General features: G+C 63.6%; 19 protein-coding genes and 3 pseudogenes. 18 read left to right on the forward strand and 4 right to left on the reverse strand.

Features of this window, described 5'->3' with window-relative positions; genetic code table 11:
• Positions 1-167: 167 nt before the first annotated feature.
• Complete coding sequence (locus LRS03_RS04605; RefSeq protein ID WP_257824121.1) at positions 168-401, forward strand: hypothetical protein; 234 nt, start codon at positions 168-170, stop codon at positions 399-401.
• On the opposite strand, the gene LRS03_RS04610 is transcribed toward LRS03_RS04605, so the two are convergent.
• On the reverse strand, positions 391-627 hold the full coding sequence (locus tag LRS03_RS04610) for a helix-turn-helix domain-containing protein (RefSeq protein WP_257824122.1): 237 nt from the start codon (positions 625-627) through the stop codon (positions 391-393). The two genes, LRS03_RS04605 and LRS03_RS04610, sit on opposite strands and share 11 nt — an antisense overlap.
• Before the next feature lie 196 nt (positions 628-823).
• Here LRS03_RS04610 and LRS03_RS04615 point away from each other — a divergent pair, with 196 nt between their 5' ends.
• Entirely contained in the window at positions 824-1,486 is a 663-nt protein-coding gene (locus LRS03_RS04615; protein WP_257824123.1) for a helix-turn-helix domain-containing protein, read from the forward strand.
• A 283-nt stretch (positions 1,487-1,769) separates the two neighbouring features.
• Here LRS03_RS04615 and LRS03_RS04620 read toward each other — a convergent pair whose 3' ends face one another.
• Positions 1,770-1,988: a hypothetical protein gene (locus LRS03_RS04620; RefSeq protein ID WP_257824124.1), complete on the reverse strand. Its 219-nt coding sequence runs from the start codon at positions 1,986-1,988 to the stop codon at positions 1,770-1,772.
• Between the two features lie 402 nt (positions 1,989-2,390).
• Here LRS03_RS04620 and czcI point away from each other — a divergent pair, with 402 nt between their 5' ends.
• From czcI to LRS03_RS04670, 10 genes are all read left to right on the forward strand, one after another.
• Positions 2,391-2,756, forward strand: a complete 366-nt coding sequence (gene czcI / locus LRS03_RS04625; protein ID WP_257824125.1) for a cation efflux protein, CzcI family — start codon at positions 2,391-2,393, stop codon at positions 2,754-2,756.
• A 102-nt stretch (positions 2,757-2,858) separates the two neighbouring features.
• On the forward strand, positions 2,859-4,175 hold the full coding sequence (locus LRS03_RS04630; RefSeq protein WP_257824126.1) for a TolC family protein: 1,317 nt from the start codon (positions 2,859-2,861) through the stop codon (positions 4,173-4,175).
• 8 nt (positions 4,176-4,183) lie between these two features.
• Complete coding sequence (locus tag LRS03_RS04635) at positions 4,184-5,791, forward strand: efflux RND transporter periplasmic adaptor subunit (RefSeq protein WP_257824127.1); 1,608 nt, start codon at positions 4,184-4,186, stop codon at positions 5,789-5,791.
• Positions 5,792-5,813: 22 nt separating this feature from the next.
• Positions 5,814-8,993 carry a CusA/CzcA family heavy metal efflux RND transporter gene (locus LRS03_RS04640; RefSeq protein ID WP_257824129.1) on the forward strand — a complete coding sequence of 1,060 codons (3,180 nt, stop codon included), beginning with the start codon at positions 5,814-5,816 and terminating at the stop codon, positions 8,991-8,993.
• A 42-nt stretch (positions 8,994-9,035) separates the two neighbouring features.
• On the forward strand, positions 9,036-10,007 hold the full coding sequence (locus LRS03_RS04645) for a cation diffusion facilitator family transporter (protein WP_257824130.1): 972 nt from the start codon (positions 9,036-9,038) through the stop codon (positions 10,005-10,007).
• Complete coding sequence (locus tag LRS03_RS04650; protein ID WP_489739911.1) at positions 10,004-10,480, forward strand: hypothetical protein; 477 nt, start codon at positions 10,004-10,006, stop codon at positions 10,478-10,480. Before LRS03_RS04645 ends, LRS03_RS04650 begins: the two co-directional genes overlap by 4 nt.
• A gap of 211 nt (positions 10,481-10,691) precedes the next feature.
• Positions 10,692-11,375 carry a heavy metal response regulator transcription factor gene (locus LRS03_RS04655; RefSeq protein WP_257829407.1) on the forward strand — a complete coding sequence of 228 codons (684 nt, stop codon included), beginning with the start codon at positions 10,692-10,694 and terminating at the stop codon, positions 11,373-11,375.
• A complete protein-coding gene (locus LRS03_RS04660) occupies positions 11,372-12,772 on the forward strand; it encodes a heavy metal sensor histidine kinase (protein ID WP_257824132.1) in 1,401 nt (466 codons plus the stop codon). The genes LRS03_RS04655 and LRS03_RS04660 overlap by 4 nt, the downstream gene beginning before the upstream one ends.
• The gene (locus LRS03_RS04665; protein WP_257824134.1) at positions 12,769-15,345 is read left to right on the forward strand and encodes a heavy metal translocating P-type ATPase; all 2,577 of its coding nucleotides are present in this window, start codon (positions 12,769-12,771) and stop codon (positions 15,343-15,345) included. The genes LRS03_RS04660 and LRS03_RS04665 overlap by 4 nt, the downstream gene beginning before the upstream one ends.
• Positions 15,346-15,457: 112 nt before the next feature.
• The gene (locus LRS03_RS04670; RefSeq protein WP_257824135.1) at positions 15,458-15,808 is read left to right on the forward strand and encodes a CzcE family metal-binding protein; all 351 of its coding nucleotides are present in this window, start codon (positions 15,458-15,460) and stop codon (positions 15,806-15,808) included.
• Between the two features lie 69 nt (positions 15,809-15,877).
• On the opposite strand, the pseudogene LRS03_RS26760 reads toward LRS03_RS04670, so the two are convergent.
• Positions 15,878-16,027: pseudogene (locus LRS03_RS26760) on the reverse strand (DUF3703 domain-containing protein); the annotation flags it as partial.
• 35 nt (positions 16,028-16,062) lie between these two features.
• On the opposite strand from LRS03_RS26760, the gene cadR reads away from it, so the two are divergent.
• From cadR to flgB, 6 genes and pseudogenes are all read left to right on the forward strand, one after another.
• Complete coding sequence (gene cadR, locus LRS03_RS04675; RefSeq protein WP_257824137.1) at positions 16,063-16,539, forward strand: Cd(II)/Pb(II)-responsive transcriptional regulator; 477 nt, start codon at positions 16,063-16,065, stop codon at positions 16,537-16,539.
• A 196-nt stretch (positions 16,540-16,735) separates the two neighbouring features.
• Entirely contained in the window at positions 16,736-17,074 is a 339-nt protein-coding gene (locus tag LRS03_RS04680; protein WP_257824139.1) for a CzcE family metal-binding protein, read from the forward strand.
• 253 nt (positions 17,075-17,327) lie between these two features.
• A pseudogene (locus LRS03_RS04685) lies at positions 17,328-18,912 on the forward strand (phosphoethanolamine transferase).
• Between the two features lie 35 nt (positions 18,913-18,947).
• Positions 18,948-19,217: a flagellar biosynthesis protein FliQ gene (gene fliQ, locus LRS03_RS04690; RefSeq protein WP_257824141.1), complete on the forward strand. Its 270-nt coding sequence runs from the start codon at positions 18,948-18,950 to the stop codon at positions 19,215-19,217.
• Positions 19,218-19,799: 582 nt separating this feature from the next.
• On the forward strand, positions 19,800-19,979 hold the full coding sequence (locus tag LRS03_RS04695; RefSeq protein WP_257829409.1) for a double zinc ribbon domain-containing protein: 180 nt from the start codon (positions 19,800-19,802) through the stop codon (positions 19,977-19,979).
• Between the two features lie 556 nt (positions 19,980-20,535).
• Positions 20,536-21,087 carry a flagellar basal body rod protein FlgB gene (gene flgB / locus LRS03_RS04700; protein ID WP_257824142.1) on the forward strand — a complete coding sequence of 184 codons (552 nt, stop codon included), beginning with the start codon at positions 20,536-20,538 and terminating at the stop codon, positions 21,085-21,087.
• On the opposite strand, the pseudogene LRS03_RS26765 reads toward flgB, so the two are convergent.
• Positions 21,014-21,975 (reverse strand): annotated as a pseudogene (locus tag LRS03_RS26765) (porin). The gene flgB and the pseudogene LRS03_RS26765 overlap by 74 nt on opposite strands.
• Positions 21,976-22,608: the final 633 nt, after the last annotated feature.

The raw sequence follows: 22,608 nt of genomic DNA on the forward strand, positions 1-22,608 counted from the left end.
GCCGCGATGCGGCGCTGTTTGACATGTCCATCGAGTATGGGCAGCTCTGTGCCGACGGCAAAGCCGCTGCTCAATAGGCGACTAGTATTCCTGTGGTTAGATTCCCATTCGGAATCTCAACGCTAACGTCGTAAGGTGAACCATCTTTTCCATCAGGAGCGGCGGTGTTGGAGTGGTTCAAGCGCATGTACAGCAAATTGCCATGGGTGACCGACTGGAGCCACATCGAACGGGTGAGGCAACTCGTCGACAGCGGCGTGTTCGACGATGAGTTGGACCAAGCGGTAACACCGCAGCAGCCGCCTCCGCCACAAGACTATGCCGATCTCAGACCGTTCGAACTTGCGTCATGTGAGTCTGCTGCCAGGATCAGGCAAAAGCGACACGGCACTATCGAGTGACCGCAAGCAGGTCGACGATGTCCACGTTCAAGGCGTCCGCCAAGCGCTCGATGTTTTCCAAGGACGGATTGCGCTCTAACCGCTCCAGGAATCCTATATACGTGCGATGAAGCTGCGCGAGATCACCCAGCTCTTCTTGCGAGATGCCCTGTGACGTGCGAATGGCGCGCAGGTTTCGAGCCAAACGGCTCCGTGCTGATTCACGTTGAACTTTGCGCCCCGACATCCGGTCGAGGTTCGCGCGGTGATGCTTTAGCGTCTACATACATAGAGTAGCATCTGAAGTTTCGCGGCCTGGCAGGCTCCGCGGGCTTCACGCTGGGCATGTCCACCGCGCTGCATGTCAGCCCTCAAGCTACTACGCGCATTCCTCTTCCGAATACGGCGCGCCAGCCGCTACGGTGACCGGTTGAAAGGTCTCCATGCGCAAGTCCCTCTATCGCCGCCACAACCAAGTTTTCCTCGGGCTGTTGAGGAGGTACCGCGAACAAGGCAAGTTTCGGCAGCGCGATCTGGCGCAACACCTCGGCAGCGTTCAAGGTACGGTCAGCAAGGCCGAGACAGGCAATCGACGGCTAGACGTGATCGAGTTGCGCGAATGGCTGTTGGCAATGGGCGTGGACTTCCTTGAATTCATGAGAGAGCTTCATGAGCAACTCGATGCCTTGACGCACCTTGATCCATGGCTCTTTGCGCCGGTGGCCGAGCAGCAGCCCGATCAAGACGAGGCAGTGATTCCCCCCGAGACGCAGCTCGACGGCCACGTCGACACATTGGCCGAGCTTCTGACCCCCGTGGTGCGTTCGGGTTTGATCCGCGAGGTGGCCGAGACTCTGGCGGAGCTGGACAACCTGGAGATTCGCGGTCGACCACTGTCGCGTTGGTTCGGCTCTCTTGCGTCAGACCAGACTGGCGCCGCAGCTTCCTGGCTGCAACCGGCTGACGCTGAAGTCTGGAGCAACGCGAAGGAGCTTCGCGCAACTGCTGTTGTCGAACTGGTTCGGCTTGATGGCGCATGCCACGCACGCGCGCGCTGCCGAAATGATCCAAGGCCTTCGCGCCGATCCCCCAATGCTTGTAGCTGAGGCGACGGCAGGATGCGTGGCCTACCCAGTGCCCGAAGAACAGGTCCGAATCATCCTTGCGGCCTACCTTCAGACGCACTGGACACCAGATCTGCTGAGTCAGTGGCAAGCGAGATGGGGCGAAGAAAACTGACTTCTGCCCTGGGGTGAGCACCCGCCGATCGCACGTTGCGGACTGTGCCCCGGGAGAGTGGATCGCGGACCTCAGTGCCGAGGCAATGGATCATTCGACGGAGCTGCGAACTGCCGCTTCGCACCCTCAAGAATGAACGTATAGGCGACGTCAGAAGCAGCTGCCCTGAATGTCTCGGCCAGGCCCGCCCGCGGGCATGTCTCGCGTCAAGATCCGCGCCCCGAGCGGCACGTCCTGTGAGGGCCCGGTGCCGATCTCGGTTCCGATCGTGTTGCCATCGAGCTTCTTGAGCGCGGCAAGGGTCTGGCCACTTTTGGCAGGCTCGGTCGTGACGCTTGCCTGTGTGGCCCTCGTCTCGAGCTTCTTCATCTGTCCAAGGTCTGCCGTACAGCGCACCGACGCCACTTGGTCGGTAGCTGCCCATGCGGGTGACGACAGAGCGACTGCACTCACAACGGCGGTGGTGATTCTTGCGAACATCATGAAGTCTCTTTCTCTGTTGTAGGAGACTTCACTGTGGCGATGCGATGCTTTCCGCAAGGGAACACCTACATGACAATTTTGTCATTCAGCCCAGGATGTGCAGGAGGCGTGGTCGGTGCAATAAGCGCATCGCGCTCATCCAGTACGAATCACATGGACCGCTTGACCCTATAGCGGGTTCAGGGTTTCCAATGACCACAATCGACGCTGCTTAGCCGTGACCGATGTCCCGGGTTTGCAACGGGTGAGCTCTACAACTTCAAAGATCGACCTCTATACTCCGCCGCCATGCGTCGTTGGTTGACCATCCTGCTGCTCGTCATGTTGCCGTTCCAGTTCACCTGGGCTGCGGCAGCGTCGTATTGCCAGCACGAAACGGCTCCCGACACGCAACACATCGGTCATCACCAGCACGAGCACAAGACTGACTCGGACTCCGGCAAGGTCAAGACCGATGCGCAGGACACCAAGAGCGGCAAGCTCATGGCGGACAACGACTGCGGCTACTGCCACCTGAACGCCGCCAAGTCGGTCCAACTGCAAGCCCTCGAGGTTCCCGCCTTGACGGGGCCCCCGGTTCCGCACGTCTCCGCCCAGCCTCTGCCCACGCGCGACCCGGAGCGTCACGAACGCCCCAATTGGCGCCTCGCCTGATTCGGCGAGCGCACCACTTTCCAGGCAAGACTTTCCCCTGACCTGATCACCGCTGCTCTCGTCGAATCCTTCCGGCTGCCTTAGCAACCTCTGGAGTATTCGATGCGCAGAACCTGCGTGCCGCTTTTGTGTGCGGCACTGATCACCCCCATTGCACATGGCCAGGCCACCACGCCTGCTGCCAGTCCATCCCTTCAACCTTCCCCGGCCGCAAGCGCTCCCGCCGCAGCGGCCTCCGCCACCATTGCCGGCCTCTCGCTGGACGCTGCGGTGCAAACCGCGCTGCGCCAGAACCCGCTGCTGCGCGCCGCCGAAGCCGACGTCGCGGCGAGTCGCGGTGCGATCGACCAAGCCGGTGTGTTGCCCAACCCGACGCTTGGGGTCGACCAGGAAGACACCCGCCGCGAGACCCGCACGACGACCGTCATGCTGAGTCAGGCCTTCGAACTGGGCGGCAAACGTGCTGCTAGGGTCGAACTGGCTCGCAGTGGCCGCGACCTGGCCATGGCCGACCTGGCAGCCCGCCAGGCCGACGTTCGAGCCGGCACGATCCAGGCGTTCTTTGATGCCCTGATCGCGCAAGAGCGGGTCAAGGTCGCCGAAGAATCCTTGGGCATCGCCGCGAGTGGCAGCGCCGCTGCTTCGCGCCGTGTGACCGCCGGCAAGGTGTCTCCCATTGAAGAGACCCGTGCACGCGTGGCCGAAGCCACGTCGCGCATCGAGCTGCGCCAGGCGCAGGCCGACCGCCAGTCCGCGCTGCGTTCCCTGAGCTTGGTGATGGGTGTCTCCGAAGGCGCCGTGAGCCAGCTGGACGGCCGCGCAGACACCTTGCCGACGCCACCTGCACCGGAGGCGGTCGCCCAGCGGCTGGCGCAAGCGCCGGCGCTGCGTCGCGCGCAGAGCGAAGTGCAGCGTGCCAATGCGGCTTACGAGCTGGAGCGCGCACGCCGCATCCCCGATGTCACGGTGAGCCTGGGCGCCAAACGCGCCACGGAGATCGGCCGCAACCAACCCATGATCGGCGTGTCTATCCCGCTGCCGCTGTTCGACACCAACAAGGGTGCGCAGCTCGAGACGCTCCGCCGCCGGGACGCTGCCCAGGCGCTCGCGGAGTCCGAGGAGCGGCGTATCCGCTCGGAAGTGCTGCAGACCGTCGACCAGCTGCAGGCACGCGCCAGCGAAGCGCAGACGCTGCGCAAGGACGTGCTGCCTGGCGCCCAAAGCGCCTACGAGGCGGCGAGCCGCGGCTTTGAGCTCGGCAAATTCAGCTTCCTGGAGGTGCTGGACGCCCAACGCACTTGGTTGCAAGCCCGCACGCAGTACCTGCAGGCGCTCGCCGAGGTGCATCGCGCCGCCGCCGAACTCGAGCGCCGCCTTGGCAGCCCCAACGATCGCCCGAGCACGGGCACCAAACAGTGAGATTGAAGATGAACACCAAGACGAACCTGGTCGAGCGCATGCGTGACAGCGTGGGCAAAAAGCAGCTGATCGCGATTGCCGCCGTGCTCGCGTTGGGCGGCGTGGGCGCCGTGGCGATTCTCAACACCGATCGCGCCAAACCAGCAGCGGAAGAAGGCCATGGGCATGGTCACGATGAGGCCAAAGGCCACGGCGACGGTGAGCACCACGGCGAAAAGGCCAAGGATGGCCATGACCACTCTTCTGGCCATGCCGACAACGAGCACCATGAAGAAGCCAAGAAGGGATCCCACGGCGGCGAGATGCTGGCCGAGGGCGACTTCGGGGTCGAACTGCTGCTCGCCGAAGAAGGCGGTGTGCCACGCATGAAGCTGTGGCTCTACCAGGGCGGCAAGGCCGTGGCGCCGACCGTCGGCACCGTGACGGCTGAGTTGACACGCCCGGGTGGCGAAGTCGAGAAGGTCACCTTCAAGGTCGAGAAGGATGCGCTGGTCAGCACCCAGCCAGTCGCCGAACCCCACATGTTCGAAGGCACGCTGGCCGTGCAAACGGCCAAGGAGCCGTTCCTCTTCACTTTCTCTCAGCGCGAAGGTGTGATTGCCTTGTCGCCCGAGCAGTTGAAGGCCGCCGGCGTTGGCATGGACGCCGTAGCACCCGCCACGATCCGCTCAACGCTGCAGCTCCCCGGCGAGATCCGTTTCAACGAAGACCGCACCGCGCACGTTGTGCCGCGGGTCGCCGGCGTCGTCGAGGCCGTGCCGGTGTCGCTCGGTCAGCAGGTCCGCAAAGGCCAGGTGATGGCGGTGGTGAGCAGCCCGGCGATCTCCGAGCAGCGTTCTGAGCTGCAAGCCGCATTGACCCGCGAGAAGCTCGCGCGATCGACCTACGAACGAGAGAAGAAGCTATTCGAAGAAAAGATCTCCCCGCAGCAGGACGTGCTGCAGGCCGAGAACGCACTGCGCGAAGCCGAGATCGCGGTCAACAACTCGCGCCAGAAACTTCAAGCCGTCGGTGCCGGTCCTGGCTCGGGCAGCCTGAACCGCTTCGAACTGCGTGCGCCGTTCGACGGCACCGTGGTCGAAAAGCACATTTCGCTCGGCGAGCAGGTCAAGGAAGACGCACAGGTTTTCACCATCTCCGACCTGCGTGTGGTCTGGGCACAGATCAACGTGCCCGCCAAGGACCTGCCGCAGGTACGTGTCGGCGAGCGTGTGACCATCCGCTCGACGGCCTTCGACCAGACGGCCAGCGGCACGGTCGCCTATGTCGGCTCACTCCTCGGTGAACAGACCCGCACGGCGCAGGCGCGTGTCGCGGTCCAGAACCCCAGCGCCATCTGGCGCCCGGGACTCTTCGTCAACGTGGAGATGAGCGCGAGCGAAGCCGCTGCGCCCATCACCGTTTCGGCTGACGCCATCCAGACCATGGGCGACAAGACGGTCGTCTTCCTGCAGACGCAAGGTGGCTTCTTCGCCCAGCCGGTGCAGACCGGCCGCAGCGACGGCAAGCGCGTCGAGATCGTCAAGGGGCTGAAGCCTGGTGCCCGCTACGCGAGCACCGGCAGCTTCGTCGTCAAGTCCGAAGCCGGCAAGTCGTCGGCGACGCACACCCACTGAACGGCACTGACGAGGCTCCTTCATGTTTGAACGCATCATTCGCTTTGCCATCGAGCACCGATGGTTGGTCATGCTCGCCGTGCTAGGAATGGCGGCACTCGGTGTCTTCAGCTATCAGAAGCTGCCGATTGACGCTGTGCCCGACATCACCAACGTGCAGGTGCAGATCAACACCGGCGCACCGGGCTACTCGCCCCTCGAGACCGAGCAGCGCGTCACATTCCCCATCGAGACCGTGATGGCGGGCCTGCCGGGCCTGCAGCAGACCCGATCGCTGTCGCGCTACGGCCTGTCGCAGGTGACGGTGATCTTCAAGGACGGCACCGACATCTACTTCGCGCGTCAGCTCGTCAACGAGCGCATACAGACGGCGCGTGACCAGCTGCCGCAAGGCGTGACACCGGCGATCGGTCCGATCTCGACCGGGCTGGGCGAGATTTACCAGTGGACGGTCGAAGCCCAGGACGGCGCCAAGAAGCCGGACGGCAATCCGTACACACCGACCGACCTGCGCGAGATCCAGGACTGGATCATCAAGCCCCAGCTGCGCACCGTGCCGGGCGTCACGGAGATCAATTCCATCGGCGGCTTCGCCAAGGAGTACCACGTCGCGCCGGATCCAACCAAGCTGTCGTCCTACGGGCTCACGATGGCCGACTTGGTGAGCGCCCTGGAGCGCAACAACGCCAACGTCGGTGCGGGCTACATCGAGCGCAAGGGTGAGCAGTACCTGATTCGCGCGCCGGGCCAGGTTCGCTCCATCGACGATATCCGCAACGTGGTGCTGCGCAACGACGCCGGCGTGCCGGTGCGCATCCGCGACGTGGCCACGGTGGAGATTGGGCGAGAGCTGCGCACAGGTGCAGCCACCGACAACGGCCGCGAGGTGGTGCTCGGCACCGTCTTCATGCTGATCGGTGAGAACAGCCGCACCGTCTCTGAGGCCGTGGACAAGCGGATGGTCGAGATCAACAAGAACCTGCCTGCAGGCATCCATGCGGTGACGGTCTATAACCGGACCGTGCTGGTCGACAAGGCGATCAACACCGTCAAGAAGAACCTGCTGGAAGGCGCGGTGCTCGTCATCGCGATCCTGTTCCTCTTCCTCGGCAACATCCGGGCGGCCATCCTGACAGCGATGGTGATCCCGCTGTCGATGCTCTTCACCTTCACCGGCATGGTGAACCAGAAGGTCAGCGCCAACCTGATGAGCCTCGGTGCGCTCGACTTCGGGATCATCATTGATGGCGCAGTCGTGATCGTCGAGAACTGCGTGCGGCGCCTGGCGCATGCGCAAGCCCATCACGGACGACCGTTGACACGCTCGGAGCGCTTCCATGAGGTGTTCCTCGCCTCGCAGGAAGCGCGTCGACCGCTGATCTTCGGGCAGCTGATCATCATGATTGTCTACCTGCCGATCTTTGCGCTGGCGGGTGTCGAGGGGAAGATGTTCCACCCGATGGCGTTCACGGTCGTGATCGCACTAATCGGCGCCATGATCCTGTCGGTCACCTTCGTGCCGGCGGCGGTCGCACTCTTCATCGGCGACAAGGTGGCCGAGAAAGAGAACCGCCTGATGGGCTGGGCGAAGCGTGCCTATGAGCCGCTTCTGAACCGCGTGATGCAGGCCAAACCGCTGGTGCTGACCATCGCCGCCATCACCGTCGTGCTCTCCGGCCTGCTGGCCACCCGCCTGGGCAGCGAGTTCGTGCCCAGCCTGAACGAAGGCGACTTCGCGGTGCAGGCCTTGCGCATTCCGGGCACCAGTCTGTCGCAGTCGGTTGCGATGCAGCAGCAGCTAGAGAGCACCCTCAAGGCCAAGTTCCCCGAGATCGAACGGGTCTTCGCCCGTACCGGGACAGCAGAGATCGCGGCCGACCCGATGCCACCCAACATCTCGGACAGCTACGTGATGCTCAAGCCCGCAAAAGACTGGCCTGAACCGCGCAAGACCCGGGAGGCGCTCGTGGCGGCCGTCAAGGCAGAGGTGGCCAAGCTGCCCGGTCAGAACTACGAGTTCTCACAGCCGATCCAGCTGCGTTTCAACGAGCTGATCTCGGGCGTGCGTGCCGACGTGGCCGTCAAGGTGTTCGGCGACGACATGGATGTGCTCAACGACACGGCCACGCGCATCGCCGGGGTGCTGCAAGGCATCTCCGGTGCTGCGGAAGTCAACGTCGAGCAGACCACTGGCCTGCCGATGCTCACGGTGCAAATCGACCGCGAGAAGACGGCACGCTATGGCCTCAACGTCCAGGACGTGCAGGACACGCTCGGCACCGCAATCGGCGGGCGCGAGGCCGGCACGCTGTTCGAAGGTGATCGCCGCTTCGACATCCTGGTTCGCCTGCCGGAGCACCTGCGCTCGGACCAGGAGGCGATCCGCCGCCTGCCGATCGCCTTGCCCAAGGGTGCCGACAACGCCCAGCGCTTTATCCCCTTGAGCGAGGTCGCCACGCTGTCGTTGGCTCCGGGACCGAACCAGGTCAGCCGCGAGGATGGCAAGCGCCGCGTCGTGGTCAGCGCGAACGTACGGGAGCGTGACATCGGCAGCTTTGTCGCCGAGGCTGAACAAGCCATCCAGCAGCAGATCAAGCTGCAAAGCGGCTACTGGATGACCTGGGGTGGGCAATTCGAGAACCTTCAGTCCGCGACCAACCGCCTCAAAGTGGTGGTGCCGGTTTCGCTGTTGCTCGTCTTCACCTTGCTCTTCGCGATGTTCGGCAACATCAAAGATGGCCTGCTGGTCTTCACCGGTATTCCGTTCGCACTGACGGGCGGAATCATCGCGCTGTGGATGCGTGACATCCCGCTGTCGATCTCGGCTGCGGTGGGCTTCATCGCACTCTCGGGTGTGGCGGTGCTGAACGGGTTGGTGATGCTGTCCTTCATCCGCAACCTGCGAGAAGGCGGCCACACGCTCGACGCCGCGATCCACGAAGGCGCACTCACCCGACTGCGCCCGGTGCTGATGACTGCGCTTGTCGCCTCGCTCGGCTTCGTTCCGATGGCGCTGGCCACCGGTACCGGCGCCGAGGTGCAGCGCCCGCTGGCCACGGTGGTGATCGGCGGGATCCTGTCCTCGACCGCGTTGACGCTGCTGGTGCTGCCCGTTCTGTATCGGATCGCCCACCGGCGCGATGACGAAGAGGATGAGGTGGCGGAGCGCCCACCTGCAGCAGCGGCGGACATGCCCGCATGACAGCCAATGGCGTGACCTCACAGGTCACGCCAGGAGCACACCATGGGATCGAACCACCAACACGCAGCTCCGAACAACGAGAAAGCCCTGTGGCTGGCCTTCGGCCTGACGTTTGGCTTCCTCGTCGCCGAGGTCGTTGCCGGCGTCCTCACCCGAAGCTTGGCATTGATATCGGACGCTGCGCACATGTTCACGGATGCGGCAGCGCTGGCGATTGCGCTGGCCGCGATCCGGGTGGCAAGGCGGCCGGCCGATCTCAAGCGCAGCTTCGGATATCACCGCTTCGAGATCCTGGCTGCGGCATTCAACGCACTGCTGTTGTTCGGCGTGGCGATCTACATCCTCGTCGAAGCTTGGCAGCGTTTCGAGCAACCGGCTGTGGTCGAGTCGACCGGCATGCTGGTGGTGGCGACGCTCGGCATGGTGGTCAACCTGGTCAGCATGCGGCTGCTGGCAGGCGGCAAGGACGCGAGCCTGAACATCAAGGGCGCCTACCTTGAGGTCTGGAGCGACCTGCTGGGATCGATCGGCGTCATCGTGGCAGCCGTGGTCATCCGCTACACCGGTTGGTCCTGGGTCGACAGCCTCGTGGCCGTGGCCATCGGACTGTGGGTACTGCCGCGGACCTGGGTGTTGCTCAAGGAGAGCCTGAACATCCTGCTCGAGGGTGTACCGGACGGCACCGATGCGCAGGCCGTCTCGCAAGCGATCCAGGGCGTGCCGGGCGTGACCGGGATCCACGACCTCCACATCTGGGCGCTGACCAGCGGCAAGGCGAGCTTGAGCGCACACGTCGTGCACGAGGCCGCGTTTGCACCCGAGGAGCTGATCGCCATCCTGCGCGCACTGCTGCGGGACCGCTACTCGATCGAGCACGTGACCTTGCAGTGCGAAACCACGCCCTGTCCGGACGCATTCGACAACACCCACTGGACTGAACCTCGCACCGCCTTGGCGGCGCGCGCAAAAGCGGCCAACGCCGCGGTCCCCACCCCCGTACCACCCCGCCCGTGATCGCGGGCATTTCTGTCAACCAACGATTTTCAACCCACGAAAGGCAACTCATGAACTCCCGTCTCATCTCCATGCTCGCCGTCTCGCTCGCCGTCGGCAGCACACCAGCACTCGCCGCCGATGACCACAAGGGCCACGACCACGGTGGCAAGGCCGGCGGCCATGCCCACGAAGCCAAACCGGCGCACGGCGGCGTGGTCAGCGTCGTGAAAGACGTCAACTACGAACTGGTCGCTAAAGCCGACACATTGACCCTGTACGTCAGCGACCACGGCAAGCCGGTGGATCTCAAAGGCGCGAGCGCCAAGCTCACACTGTTGTCGTCAACCGACAAGGCGGATGTAACGCTTGCGCCTGCCGGAGACCGCCTGGAGGCAAAGGGCAGCTTCAAGGTCGCCGCAGGCACCAAGGTGGCCGGCCAGGTCACGGTGGCCGGCGGTGCTGCCACGAGCGTTCGCTTCACGCTGAAGTGACCGGAATGTTTGTGGCTTCGCCAGAGCGCCAACGACATGAGCCCTGCAGAAGAGACCGCACACGCCTACTTTTGGGTCTCGGGGATTGTCGCGCTGGTGGCGGCGGTCGTGCTTGCAGTGGTTCTCGCCGTGCGGGACCGCAGGCGTCGAGTTGCCCGTCGAGAAGAGCGCCGGGCAAGTCGTCGGCGCAAATGAGCGAGGCCAACAGCTGATGAGGGTCCTGCTGGTGGAAGACGAGGCCAAGCTCGCCGCATACCTCCACAAGGGGTTGAGCGAAGAAGGCTTCGTCGTCGACGTGGTCCACAACGGCATCGACGGTCTGCACCTGGCGATGGAGTGCGAGTACGACGTGCTGTTGCTGGATTGCATGCTGCCAGGCCTCGACGGCCTGTCGCTGCTGGCGGCGCTGCGCAAGGTAAAGACGACGCCGGTGATGATGTTGAGCGCACGCCAGCACACCGACGACCGTGTCGAAGGCCTGCGCGCCGGTGCTGACGACTACCTCGTCAAACCATTCGCGTTCTCCGAGCTGGTGGCTCGGTTGCACGCGCTTCTCAGGCGGGCTCGCCCCGCGCAGGCGCCCGGCGTCGAAACCCTGCTGCGCCTCGCCGATTTGGAGCTTGACCTGCTCAAGCGCCGAGCGGTTCGTGGCGGTCAACGCCTGGACCTGACTGCCAAGGAACTGCAGCTGCTCGAACTGCTGTTGCGTCGCCAGGGCGAAGTGCTGTCGCGCACCGAGATCGCCGAGCGCGTGTGGGACATGAATTTCGACAGCGGCACCAACGTGATCGATGTCGCCGTCAGACGCTTGCGCCACAAGCTGGACGCACCGTTCGATCGGCCGATGCTTCATACCGTGCGGGGCTTCGGCTACGTGTTGGAGGACCGGGGGTGAAGTCAGCAGCGCCCGGGTCGCTCGCCCGGCGGCTGTCGGTTGGGCTCGCACTGCTCAGCCTGACCGTTCTGGCCATGGTCTGTTCCGCCGTGTTCGGGTGGGCCTACCTGGGGCTGAGCGAGCAGCAGGTCGAGCGACTGGAACGCCCACGGGTTCAGCTCGAACACCTGTTCAAGGAAGCCCGTGAGTCCGGTGACGAGCGACTTTTGACCCACAAGCTTGGGGATGTGCTGGTCGGCCAGACCTTGCTATCGGTGGAGATCTTGCGCAGCGATGGCAGCTTGTTTTTCCGGTGGTCGGGAAACAGTCTGGGAGAGGCGCAGCGGCTGCTCCGCTTCGCGTTGCCAGCCCCGGACGCGAGTGGAAATCTCTGGCAGACCCGCCTCGCGTTGGACGTGAGCGCAGATGCCGCCACGCTCAGCCTCTTGGCGGCGTCCCTGGCTGCAGCGGCGGCAGTGGGTGCGCTACTCATTGCAGCAGGCGGATCCGTACTCGTTCGGCGAGGATTGCAGCCTGTGAGGCGTCTGGTTGACCAGACCCGTGCGCTGTCGGTGGAAACGCGTGACCGCCGTCTGGACGGCTCCGCTCAGCCCGATGAGTTGGCACCGTTGGTGCTGCAGTTCAACCAACTGCTGGGACGTTTGCAGTACGCCTTCGACAGATTGGAGGCCTTCAACGCGGACGTTGCACACGAATTGGCCACGCCACTCTCTACCTTGATCGGCAGCACAGAAATAGCGCTGAGACGAGATCGATCGACCGAAGAGTTGCGGGTGGTGCTCGAATGCAATCTTGAAGAGTTGCAGCGGCTTGCCCGGATCGTGCAAGACATGCTCTTTCTGGCGCATGCGGACCATGGCACCCAGGCACGTCGCCAGCCCGTCGCGAGCTTGGCCGAACTGCTTTGGCGCGTAGCCTCATTCCACGAGGCAGCGCTGGCGGACCACTCCCTGACGGTCCAGGTGCAAGGCGATGCCGCGGCGGACATCGACAGCTCGCTGATCGAGCGGGCTGCATCGAACCTCTTGTCCAACGCGGCCCGGTACGCGCGAGCTGGTTCGATCGTCAATCTCGTGGTGGAAGTCCACGAGGACGAAGTCCACCTGCAGGTCGAGAACGAAGGCGAGACCATTCCGGCAGACCGGGTGAGCCGCGTCTTCGACCGCTTCTACCGAGCGGAGACCTCTCGCAAGAACGCAGACCGACACCACGGCCTGGGCTTGTCGATCGTCGCTGCCATTGCGCAGATGCATGGCGGCAGCCCGTTTGCCCGCTCCTCGCAAGGCCGCACCACGGTCGGTTTCACGCTGCGGCGAACGGCTTCATCCGAGGCCGCTTCCGCCCCGTCGCCCACCGAGCCATCCGAATCTCACAAGACCAAGGAGGTCACACCATGAGCAATCCGCAGCGACTGAATCTGGAGCTTTCCATCGTGCTGCCGTCCGTGGCGGATGAGCGAGACGGTTGCGTGCAGCGACTGACCAAGGCCTTGGAAGAGCAACCCGGTGTCGACAAAGCGCACATCAAGACCGACGGGGATCACCCGCAGCTGTGCATCCACTTCGATCCCGATCAGGTGCCGCTGCGCAAAGTGCGCGAGCTTGCGCTCAGCACCGGCGCACAGCTCACCGAGCGCTACGGCCACCTGGTGGCCAGGCAAGAACCAACACACGCCCGCGCGGCTCGTCGGCTCACAGAGCAGTTGCGAGCCATCCCCGGGGTACTGGAGGCCGACGCCTCGGCATCGGGGGTCGCGCGGATCGAGTACGACCGGCAGCTCTTGCCTGACAGCCAGTTGCTCGGCCGGCTGAAGGCACTCGACCTGCGCGTGGACGATGCCAGCAAACCGGCCAGCCCCGCAACCGTTGCGACCGCTCATCAACACGCTGATCACGCAGGCGCCGAACCGCACAACCACAACCACGGCGACGCACATCATCAAGACGACAAGCACGACCACGGTCACGGCCACACGAATGAGCAAGGGCATCAGGACCATGATCACAGTCATGGCGGCATCTTCGGCGCCAACTCGGAACTCATCTTTTCCCTGCTGTCTGGTGGGTTCTTGTTGGTTGGATGGTTGCTCTGGCGAGCCCAGCTGATCTCTAACCCGGTCGCGCTGGGGTTCTTCTTTGCCGCCTACATCTTTGGCGGGTACTACACCTTTCGCGAAGCGGTCGAGAACCTGCGCGCCCGTCGCTTCGAGATCGACACGCTCATGCTGGTGGCCGCCTTCGGCGCTGCTTGCCTCGGTGAGTGGGAGGAAGGCGCATTGCTGCTGTTCCTGTTCAGCCTCGGCCACTCTCTGGAGCACTACGCGATGGGCCGTGCCAAGCGCGCCATCGAAGCGCTGGCGAAACTCGCTCCCGAACGTGCACTCGTGCGCCGCGACGGCCAGGTGGTAGAGGTCGACGTCAGCACCTTGAATCTGGGTGACGTGGTGCTGGTAAAGCCCAACGAGCGACTGCCAGCCGACGGCATCGTGGTGCTCGGCACCAGCAGCGTCAACCAGGCGCCCGTGACCGGCGAAAGCGTGCCGGTGGACAAGCAGCCTGTGTCCGATCCCCAGGCCGCGTTGGCATCGTTCGACCGTCTGCCGCCGGAGCACCGGGTCTTCGCGGGCACGATCAACGGCTCCGGCGCCTTGGAGATGATGGTCGCCAAACGCGCCAACGAGTCGACGATGGCGCGCGTGGTGCGGCTGGTGACGGAGGCACAGGCGCAGCGCTCGCCCACCCAGAACTTCACCGACAAGTTCGAGAAGATTTTCGTCCCGTCGATCCTGATCCTGGTCGTGTTGTTGATGGGCGCTGGCTTGGTCATCGACGAACCTTTCAGTGCCACGTTCTACCGTGCGATGGCGGTTCTGGTGGCTGCCAGCCCCTGTGCGCTGGCGATCTCCGTGCCGAGCGCCGTCCTGAGCGGCGTCGCCCGTGCGGCGCGCAGCGGCGTGCTGGTCAAGGGCGGCGCACCGCTGGAAAACCTCGGCACACTGACAGCCATCGCTTTCGACAAGACGGGAACGCTCACCGAGGGCAAGCCGCGCCTGACTGACGTCGTCCCAGCCAGGGGAGCGAGCGAGGCGGAGCTGCTGGCTGTGGCACTGGGGGTTGAGCAGCACAGCGACCATCCGCTGGCCGCAGCGATCGTGGCGGGTGCACGCGACAAGCTCGGACGTGATCACCCTGCGCTGGAGGTGCGCGACGTGCAGAGCGTGACTGGGCGCGGCGTCCAGGCCAAGCTCGGCAACGACGCCGTCCACATCGGCAAGGCCGTGCTCTTCAAGGAGATCCCGGGGGCACAGCTCCCGCCCGAGGTGGTGGTCGAGAACGATCGCCTGGTTTCCCAGGGTCGAACGACCATGCTCGTGCGGCACGGTGACCGCTACCTGGGAATCCTGGGCGTGATGGACACGCCGCGGCCGTCCGCACCGGCGGTCATGCAGTCGTTGAAGGCGCTTGGGATCGAGCGGCTGATCATGATCTCCGGGGACAACCAACGCGTGGCCGATGCGGTGGCGCAGTCGGTCGGGCTCACCGAGGCACGAGGGGACTTGATGCCCGACGACAAGGTGGAGGCGATCAAGAAGCTGCGCGGCGACACGGGCAAGGTGGCCATGGTCGGGGACGGTGTCAATGACGCACCGGCGATGGCGAACGCGACGGTCGGTATCGCCATGGGTGCTGCAGGCTCCGACGTGGCCCTGGAGACCGCTGACGTCGCGCTGATGGCCGACGACTTGGCCCAACTTCCGCTGGCGGTCGGGCTGTCTCGTGCCACCAGCCGCGTGATCAAGCAGAACCTGTGGGTGAGCCTCGGAGTGGTCGCGATGCTGATTCCCGCCACCATCCTCGGCCTCAACATCGGTGTTGCGGTGCTCTTCCACGAGGGGTCCACGCTGCTCGTGGTCATCAATGCGCTGCGACTGCTGGCCTTCACGCAGCGTGAGTCCACGACGACCGCGTAGATGACGCAAGTGTCATCTGCGCGTTCCCGTGTGGTTAGTGCTTGATTTCTACATTCCTTTTGCGTGATCAACCAGGGCTTGATGAACAAGACCGACATACAAAAGGAACCCCATGAACACCTCTCGCATTCTTCGCATCGCCGCACTGACCATCGCCACTGCCGTACCGCTGCACGCGATGGCAACCGGCAAGGATGTCTTCCGCAACGGCGAGTCGATGTTTGGTCAACCGGCAGCAGCCGGTGCCACGTCATCGCGGATCGTCGACGTCGCTACGACGAAGCACGTGACCGTACCGTACGGTGAGACCGTCACCTTCCAGGCGCCCAACGGCAAGCAGTTCGCCTGGACCTTCAATGGTTTGGATCGCAAGGCCGTCCCGGTGGCGAAGATCGCGCCGGCTGACTTCCCTGCGACACAGGGAATGGTCTACGTGCAGCAGAACCCGCTGACGCGCAACTGAGCGGAAAGCCGCTCCGAGCCTCAGCGTGAAGCTTCGAGCGGTTCTTGCCTCGGAGATGACGCGAGCGAGATCGCCCGGGATGGGCATTGGCTTGAACGGGCTGACGTTGGCGCCACCGGTATTGCCCACCGGGATCCAGAACACCGTTTTGGTGGCAGCACCGACGATGCGCATCACCTGAGTAGGTGCTGTCCAGAGATTGGAAACTCTATAGCCAATGTAGAGTCAAGCCCGCAACCTCTCGGGGAGCCAACATGAAGATCGGAGAGCTGGCAGATGCGACCGGAACACCCGTCGTCACCGTGCGCTTCTACGAGGTGGAGGGGCTGTTGCCGATTCCGGCACGCACCAGCAGCAACTACCGGATCTATGGCGGCGAGCATGTGGAACGGCTGGCATTCATTCGCCATTGCCGATCCCTGGATATGACGCTGGAAGAGATCCGCCTGCTGCTTGAGTTGAAGGACGCACCCCAGGCCGACTGCGGTGCCGTCAACGCGCTGCTGGACGCACACATCGACCATGTCGCCGAGCGCATTCAAGAGCTAAAGAGCCTTGAGAAAGAACTCAAGGCGCTGCGCTCCCAATGCGAGGACATCCAGTCCGGCAAAGACTGCGGCATCTTGTCGACGCTGTCGGGGTCGGCGAGGAAGCCGTCGACGAAACATGCGCATTCCCATAAGCATGTGCATGGCGCCCATCCGAAGACGCCGCGCAACACGCGCAAGTGACCGAGGCCGCCGCGGCCTCCATCAGAACGCTCACAAGGTCGCACGACCGACGCCGCTCGGTCACAGATGACAGCTTTGTCATCTGATCGTTTGGCCCTCGACAGGGCCAGATTTCTAGAGTCCTTCTCGATGCCTGAGTAGTTGGCATTTCCGCGCGAACAGCAGTTGCGCGGACATCTTGAGAAGGAGACCTGTCATGCGTTCGACCTCAACCCTCATCGCCGCCCTCGTGCTCGGCGCTGCGTCATTGCCTGCATCGGCGAGTGACGTTTTCCGAAGCGGCCAGTCCTTTTGGGGCCAGCCGGCGGATCAAAGCACAAGCGCGAGCGCACGTGCGGTCGACCTCGGAACGGCACGCCACCTCAGGGTGGCCTATGGCGAAACGATCAAGTTTCGCAGCGAAGGCAAGGAGTTCTCCTGGACCTTCAACGGCTTGGATCGCCGAGCGGTCGACCTCGCCCGATTCGCACCGGCTGGGTTCAGCAGCCAGCCTTTGATGGTGCACGTGGCGCAGAACCCGCTGAATCGCCGCTGACACGTGGTGGTGATTGGCGGGTGGCAGAGCCACCCGTCTTTTTTTCTCGGGGACATCCGGTGAACCAATCGATCTGCCTGCATCTCCACACGTGTGGGGAGACCTTTGAAGTACAAACGGACGGCACCGCGCGAGCCTGTGGCTTAACGTGAGGCTGCGCCCCCTGTTGCACGGCCGTGTCCCCGCGGCCGATAACAGCGGCGGGTTGTCATCGTTCTCCTTGGCGGGCGGTGTCGCGCTGTGGCTGGTGACGGTGGACAACGTCAACTTCTGGCGGACCTTCGCAGCAGCGCAGACACCGTCGCTGTCGGCGGTAGCGGCCACGATCGCTGTAGGTCTGGTTCTCTGGTTCGCCGCTACCACTGTGCTCTGGTGGTTCGCTCCGTTTCGGCTGGTCAAGCCGCTGTCGGCTGTTCTCCTGCTGGTCTCGGCGCTGGCTGCGCACTTCGTGGACAGCTGGGGCGTGCTGCTCGACAAGCACATGATGCGCAACGTCGTGCAAACCGATCTGCGCGAGGCCAGCGACTTGATGAACGGCTCGCTGTTGCTGGACTTCCTGGTACGTGGCGTTCTGCCAGCGGGCATCGTCTTGATCCTGCGCGTGCGTCCGGTCAGGCCACGTGAGTGGTTGACACGAGGTGCGGCTCTGCTTGGCATCACTGGGGTGACCCTCGGTGCCGCGTTGGCGGCGTTCTACCCGCTGTACGCATCCACCTTCCGCAACCACCGGGAGCTGCGCCTACAGCTGGTCCCGAGCAACTACCTGGGTGGCCTGTACTCATTGCTGCGGCCACAGCGCAAGACCGCTCTGGAACTGGTCGGTACCGATGCCAAGATAGTTGACGGCCGCCCTCGGCCGTTGCTGGTGGTGCTCGTCGTCGGAGAGACCGCTCGAGCCGACAACTTCTCGCTCGGTGGCTATGCCCGGCCAACCAACGAGGCCTTGGCGGGCAAGTCATTGGTCTACTTCTCACAGGTCACGTCCTGCGGCACCGACACCGCCACGTCCTTGCCCTGCATGTTCTCGGACGTCGGCGCCGAGCGCTTCTCGGCGGATACCTCCGGCCAGCGGGAGAACCTGCTGGACGTGCTGCAACGTGCCGGCGTCGACGTCAGCTGGATCGAGAACAACTCAGGCTGCAAGGAGGTCTGCAAGCGGGTCGCGACCTCCTCGGTCCAAGACAAGGCTTGCGGAACCGACAACGAATGTTTCGATGAAGAGCTTCGTGCCGGCGCTGATGCAGAAGATCTCGTCGTCCAGCCAGGACGCTCTGGTCGTGATGCATCAACGCGGCAGCCACGGGCCTGCGTACTACAAGCGCTACCCGGCGCCGGCGAGGTTCACGCCGACATGCGAGTCCAACCGCCTGCAGGAGTGCGAGGGCCAGGCGCTCATCAACACCTACGACAACACCATCGACTACACCAGTCGTGTGTTGGCTCGCACCATCGACCAGCTGGCCGAACAGCCGTCAGGCCGAGACGTGCTGCTGATTTATGTCTCGGACCACGGCGAGTCGCTGGGTGAGCGCGGCGTCTATCTGCACGGCATGCCTCGCTGGATGGCGCCGCACGAGCAGTTCCACGTACCGATGCTGATGTGGATGAGCACGGGTGCCCAGCAGACGCTGGCGCCGGAGGTGGCCTGTCTCCAGACCTTGGCCACCCAACCGGCCGCGCACGACAACCTTTTTCACACGCTGCTGGGTGCCTTCGGCGTTCAGACGGGCGTCTACCGATCCGAATTGGACTTGCTGGCGGCTGCACGCGGGCTGCGCGCCTGCGAAGCACCGGCAATGACGGATCCCACTCCCCACAAGCGGCCAGCGCTGCTGTGACGGCCTAACTCTCTCATCCAGCGAAGGCAGGTGCCATGGACGCTCAACAGGTCTTCACCATCGGCCAGCAAGGCCTCGAGATCCTCTTGTTGATCGCCGCGCCGGTGCTGCTGGCCGTCCTGGGCATTGGCTTGATCGTGAGCGTGTTTCAGGCCGCCACCCAGCTCAACGAGCAGACGCTGTCTTTTGTGCCCAAGTTGATCGTCGCCGTCGTTGCCTTGCTGATCGCCGGGCCCTGGATGGTCTCGATCCTCGTCGAGTACGTGCAGCGCACGATCACCTCGATTCCGAACGCGGTCAGCTAGGCGTGAGCCGTGCGGGCATCAAAGGGTTGGTCGAGACGATTGCGGGCCGTGCTTCGGCACGCACACTTCCGGGGGTACCTCCAGCCTGTGCCATCGCAGCATCTTGGAGACGTAGGGCATGGTTCCGATGAACCGATGCTGGTAGTGGCGCACGCTGTCGCGCAGGCGTTTTTCACCGACCTCGTTCGCCAACCAAAGCAGGCGTACCCGGTCGTCTCTGCACGTGACCCGAACACCGTAGTTGTCCTCGGGCAGTCGATCCACACTCATGAGCCGCCTTTTGTCTCCGGCCGCGTCTGAAGCGCGCTTGCCTTGGGCGACTCTACGAAGCACTTTCTGTCGGCTTCCGAACAACCAGACGACAAACCTGTCATTTGCGCGCGCCATGCCTGTGAGCGCTTGAATCTATATGGGCAAGAGACTTTCCAATGAGAACAACCGATCACCACCACCGTCTGACAGGAGTACCAAATGGGAATGTTCGAAAAGCTTTTGCGCGGCGTCGCCGGCTCGCATGGAGGTGGCCACCATCGCAGCGGACATCACGGCGGTGGGCACGGATACGGCAACATCCCGAGCCCGATGCCACAACAAGCTGCGGGCGGCGGCCTTTCGTGTTCGAAATGCGGCGCACTCGCGAGCGCTGGTGGGCGCTTCTGCAGTCAGTGTGGATCGGCGCTGACGCCAGCCCAGTGCTTGGGCTGCAACACCACGCTCGCGCAAGGAACAAGCTTCTGCCCGAACTGCGGCAAGGCACGCTAGGAATCTAAATCGCTGCTGGCGCCAGCCTTGCATGACCACACTCGATGACGCTTGCCGCCTGACTCACCGGGTGCGGTCCGGTGCATAGCGGGTCGCCTCTCGCCCGACGACCGGACAAGAGTGCCCGCGCGACGTCGTCGGCCTCGTGGCTGCGATGGTGCTGGTGATCCTCTAGGATGACAGCGGATTGGACGGTTGGGTCAGTCAGCTGTTTAGAAACGACAAGTGTTTTGGATGGCCGGAGCATTGGCTGACGACCTCGGTGCTTCACGACAAGGTGAGATTCCTTGCCTGGCCGTTGGTGCTTGTCTTGGCCACCAGCATCTGGTCTGGCGCGTGTGCTCCGGAGGTCGGCGGGCTTGCCTCGCCTGGATGACGGATTTGTCATCTGGCAGACCGCCTGCCGTGCGTGGCAGTCTCATAGAGTGGGCCTGACACAGTGGCCTCGCGCCGCGGCTCGGCCGCAGCCTAACCTCAATGTCCGATTCGATTCGACCGGAGCTCCACCGGAGCTGGAGCGGCAAGCGCCCCGGATGACGACTGGAAGGCCAAGGCCTTGCTGTTCAGAGCTCAGCGGCAAACGCTGCTCGCGAGCAACATCGCCAACGCAGACACGCCGCACTATCGAGCGCGGGACATGGACTTCTCCGCTGCGCTAGAGCAAGCCACTCGCGCCATGCCCCCGACACCCCTGGCGGCCACATCGCCTCAGCACCTTTCCGCGGATGTGAGCCTTCCGAGAAGCACGCTCGAGTTCGCACAGTTCGTACAGCCTGCCCAGACCAACCTGGATGGCAACACAGTTGACCTCGACCGCGAGCGTGCGGCGTTCGCACAAAACGCCATCCTGTACCAGCTCGCGATCACGTCGTTGGACGACGAACTGAAGGAGTTCAAGCAGGCCAGCTCGGACCCTCGCCGTTGGTCTCGCTGTCAGACCGAGGCTGCTGTCATAGGCGCGCAGGCTCAACAGAGCTGCGAAGAAAAAGGCCAGTCTTCCGACCGGCCCCTTGTTCTTTCGCCGATCGGGTCGATCAGAAGTTGTGGCGAACGCCCAGGGCGAGTGAGCTGTAGTCGGCGACGTAGCCGGTGGCAGCTTCGGCGTTGATCTTGGTGAAGTAGGTGTAGACCTTGGTGCGCTTGCTGAGGTTGTAGTTGTAGCCCACGGTGAACTGCTGCGCATCGCTGTCGGCAATGCCGTCACGTTTGCCAGCCAAGCCGGCATTGGCGTGGAACTCAGAAGCGCCCAGTGTGTACATCCCGGCCAGGCGGAAAATGTTGGCTTTGCCACCCGTTGCGTAGATGTCCTTGAAGCCGGTGCGCTGGTAGTAGCCACCGAGCGTGAAGGCGCCCATCGTGTACTGGCCACGCACCGCGACTTGCTTGTCTTCACCGTCTTTTGTGAAAGCCAGACCAAGCGCGAGGTCGCCGACGCCGTAGTTGGCGGCGAGTTCAAAGCCATTGCTGTTCCGGTCGGAGGCCGGAGCGACGCTGGTCTCGCGCAGGCCGTACTGGCCTCAACGGTGGCGCCAGCCAGCGAAGGAGTTTTGTACGCGATCTTGTTCTTCGTGTACCAGCTCTGGAAGCCGAGGTTGTACAGAGCATCAGACGAAGAGCCAGTATCGTGGTTGTGATAGCTGACGTAGTCGGCTGTCGCAAAGTAGGCGGTGCTGATCATGCGGCCAAGGCGCACGTCACCGTAGTTGCTCGACAGGCCAACCCAGCTGTCGCCAGACCAGAAGTCACCGGCGGCTGTGCCGGTGTCAGGGCGAAAGCGGTGCTCGATCAGGAAGTTGGCCTTGAGGCCGCCCCCAAGGTCTTCCGAACCCTTGAACCCCAAGCGAGACGCGTTGTCGTTGACCACGGTGCGACTGTTTCCAGCAACCTTTTCGCGCTCAATGGTCTCGTTGAGACGCCCATAGATGGTGACATTGCTCTGGGCGAGTGCTGACCCCGCTGCCAGGGTTGAAAGAGCGATGAATAGAGCGCGCTTCATGTGAGCATCCTTATTGAGTGGGTGAAATGCGGGTACGACGGGTCACCCGCCTGAGCTGTCTCTGCGCTACTAGCGGACGTGCTGAGGAACGCACACCTCCGGTGGAACCTCGAGCCGGTGCCACCGCAGCATCTTGGACACATAGGGCATGGTGCCGATGAAGCGCTGCTGGTACTTGCGCACGCTGTTTCGCAGTGCGTCCTCTCCGACCTCGTTGGCCAACCAAAGCAATCTAACCCGGTCGTCCTTGCACATCACCCGGACACCGTAGTTGTCCTCGGGCAACCGATCTACGCTCATGGAGCTGCCTTTCGCTGTCGCTGACGCGCCGCGACTCTACGAATCTCTTTCTGTCCGGATTCGAACAGGCAGATGACAAACCTGTCATCTGCAGTTTCGGCGCCGCTACCCCTTTTTCGCGCCAGACTGTCCAGAAGATGGCGCAAGGGGCTGTTTGGAGAGCGGGGTTCCCGTCCCATCCGGCTTGCGCTCGTTATCTGTGGGTTGGGCCGGTGCAGGCGAGCGAACGGGTGCTTGTTTCGCCTTGGGATCGGACTGAGGCATAGGATCTCCTGTTGGGTGCCTTACCCCCAGCATTCGGGGTGCCCAACGCAGCGCACGCACGGAGGCGCA

It is taken from the genome of Rhizobacter sp. J219 (assembly GCF_024700055.1).
GTDB lineage: Bacteria > Pseudomonadota > Gammaproteobacteria > Burkholderiales > Burkholderiaceae_C > Rhizobacter.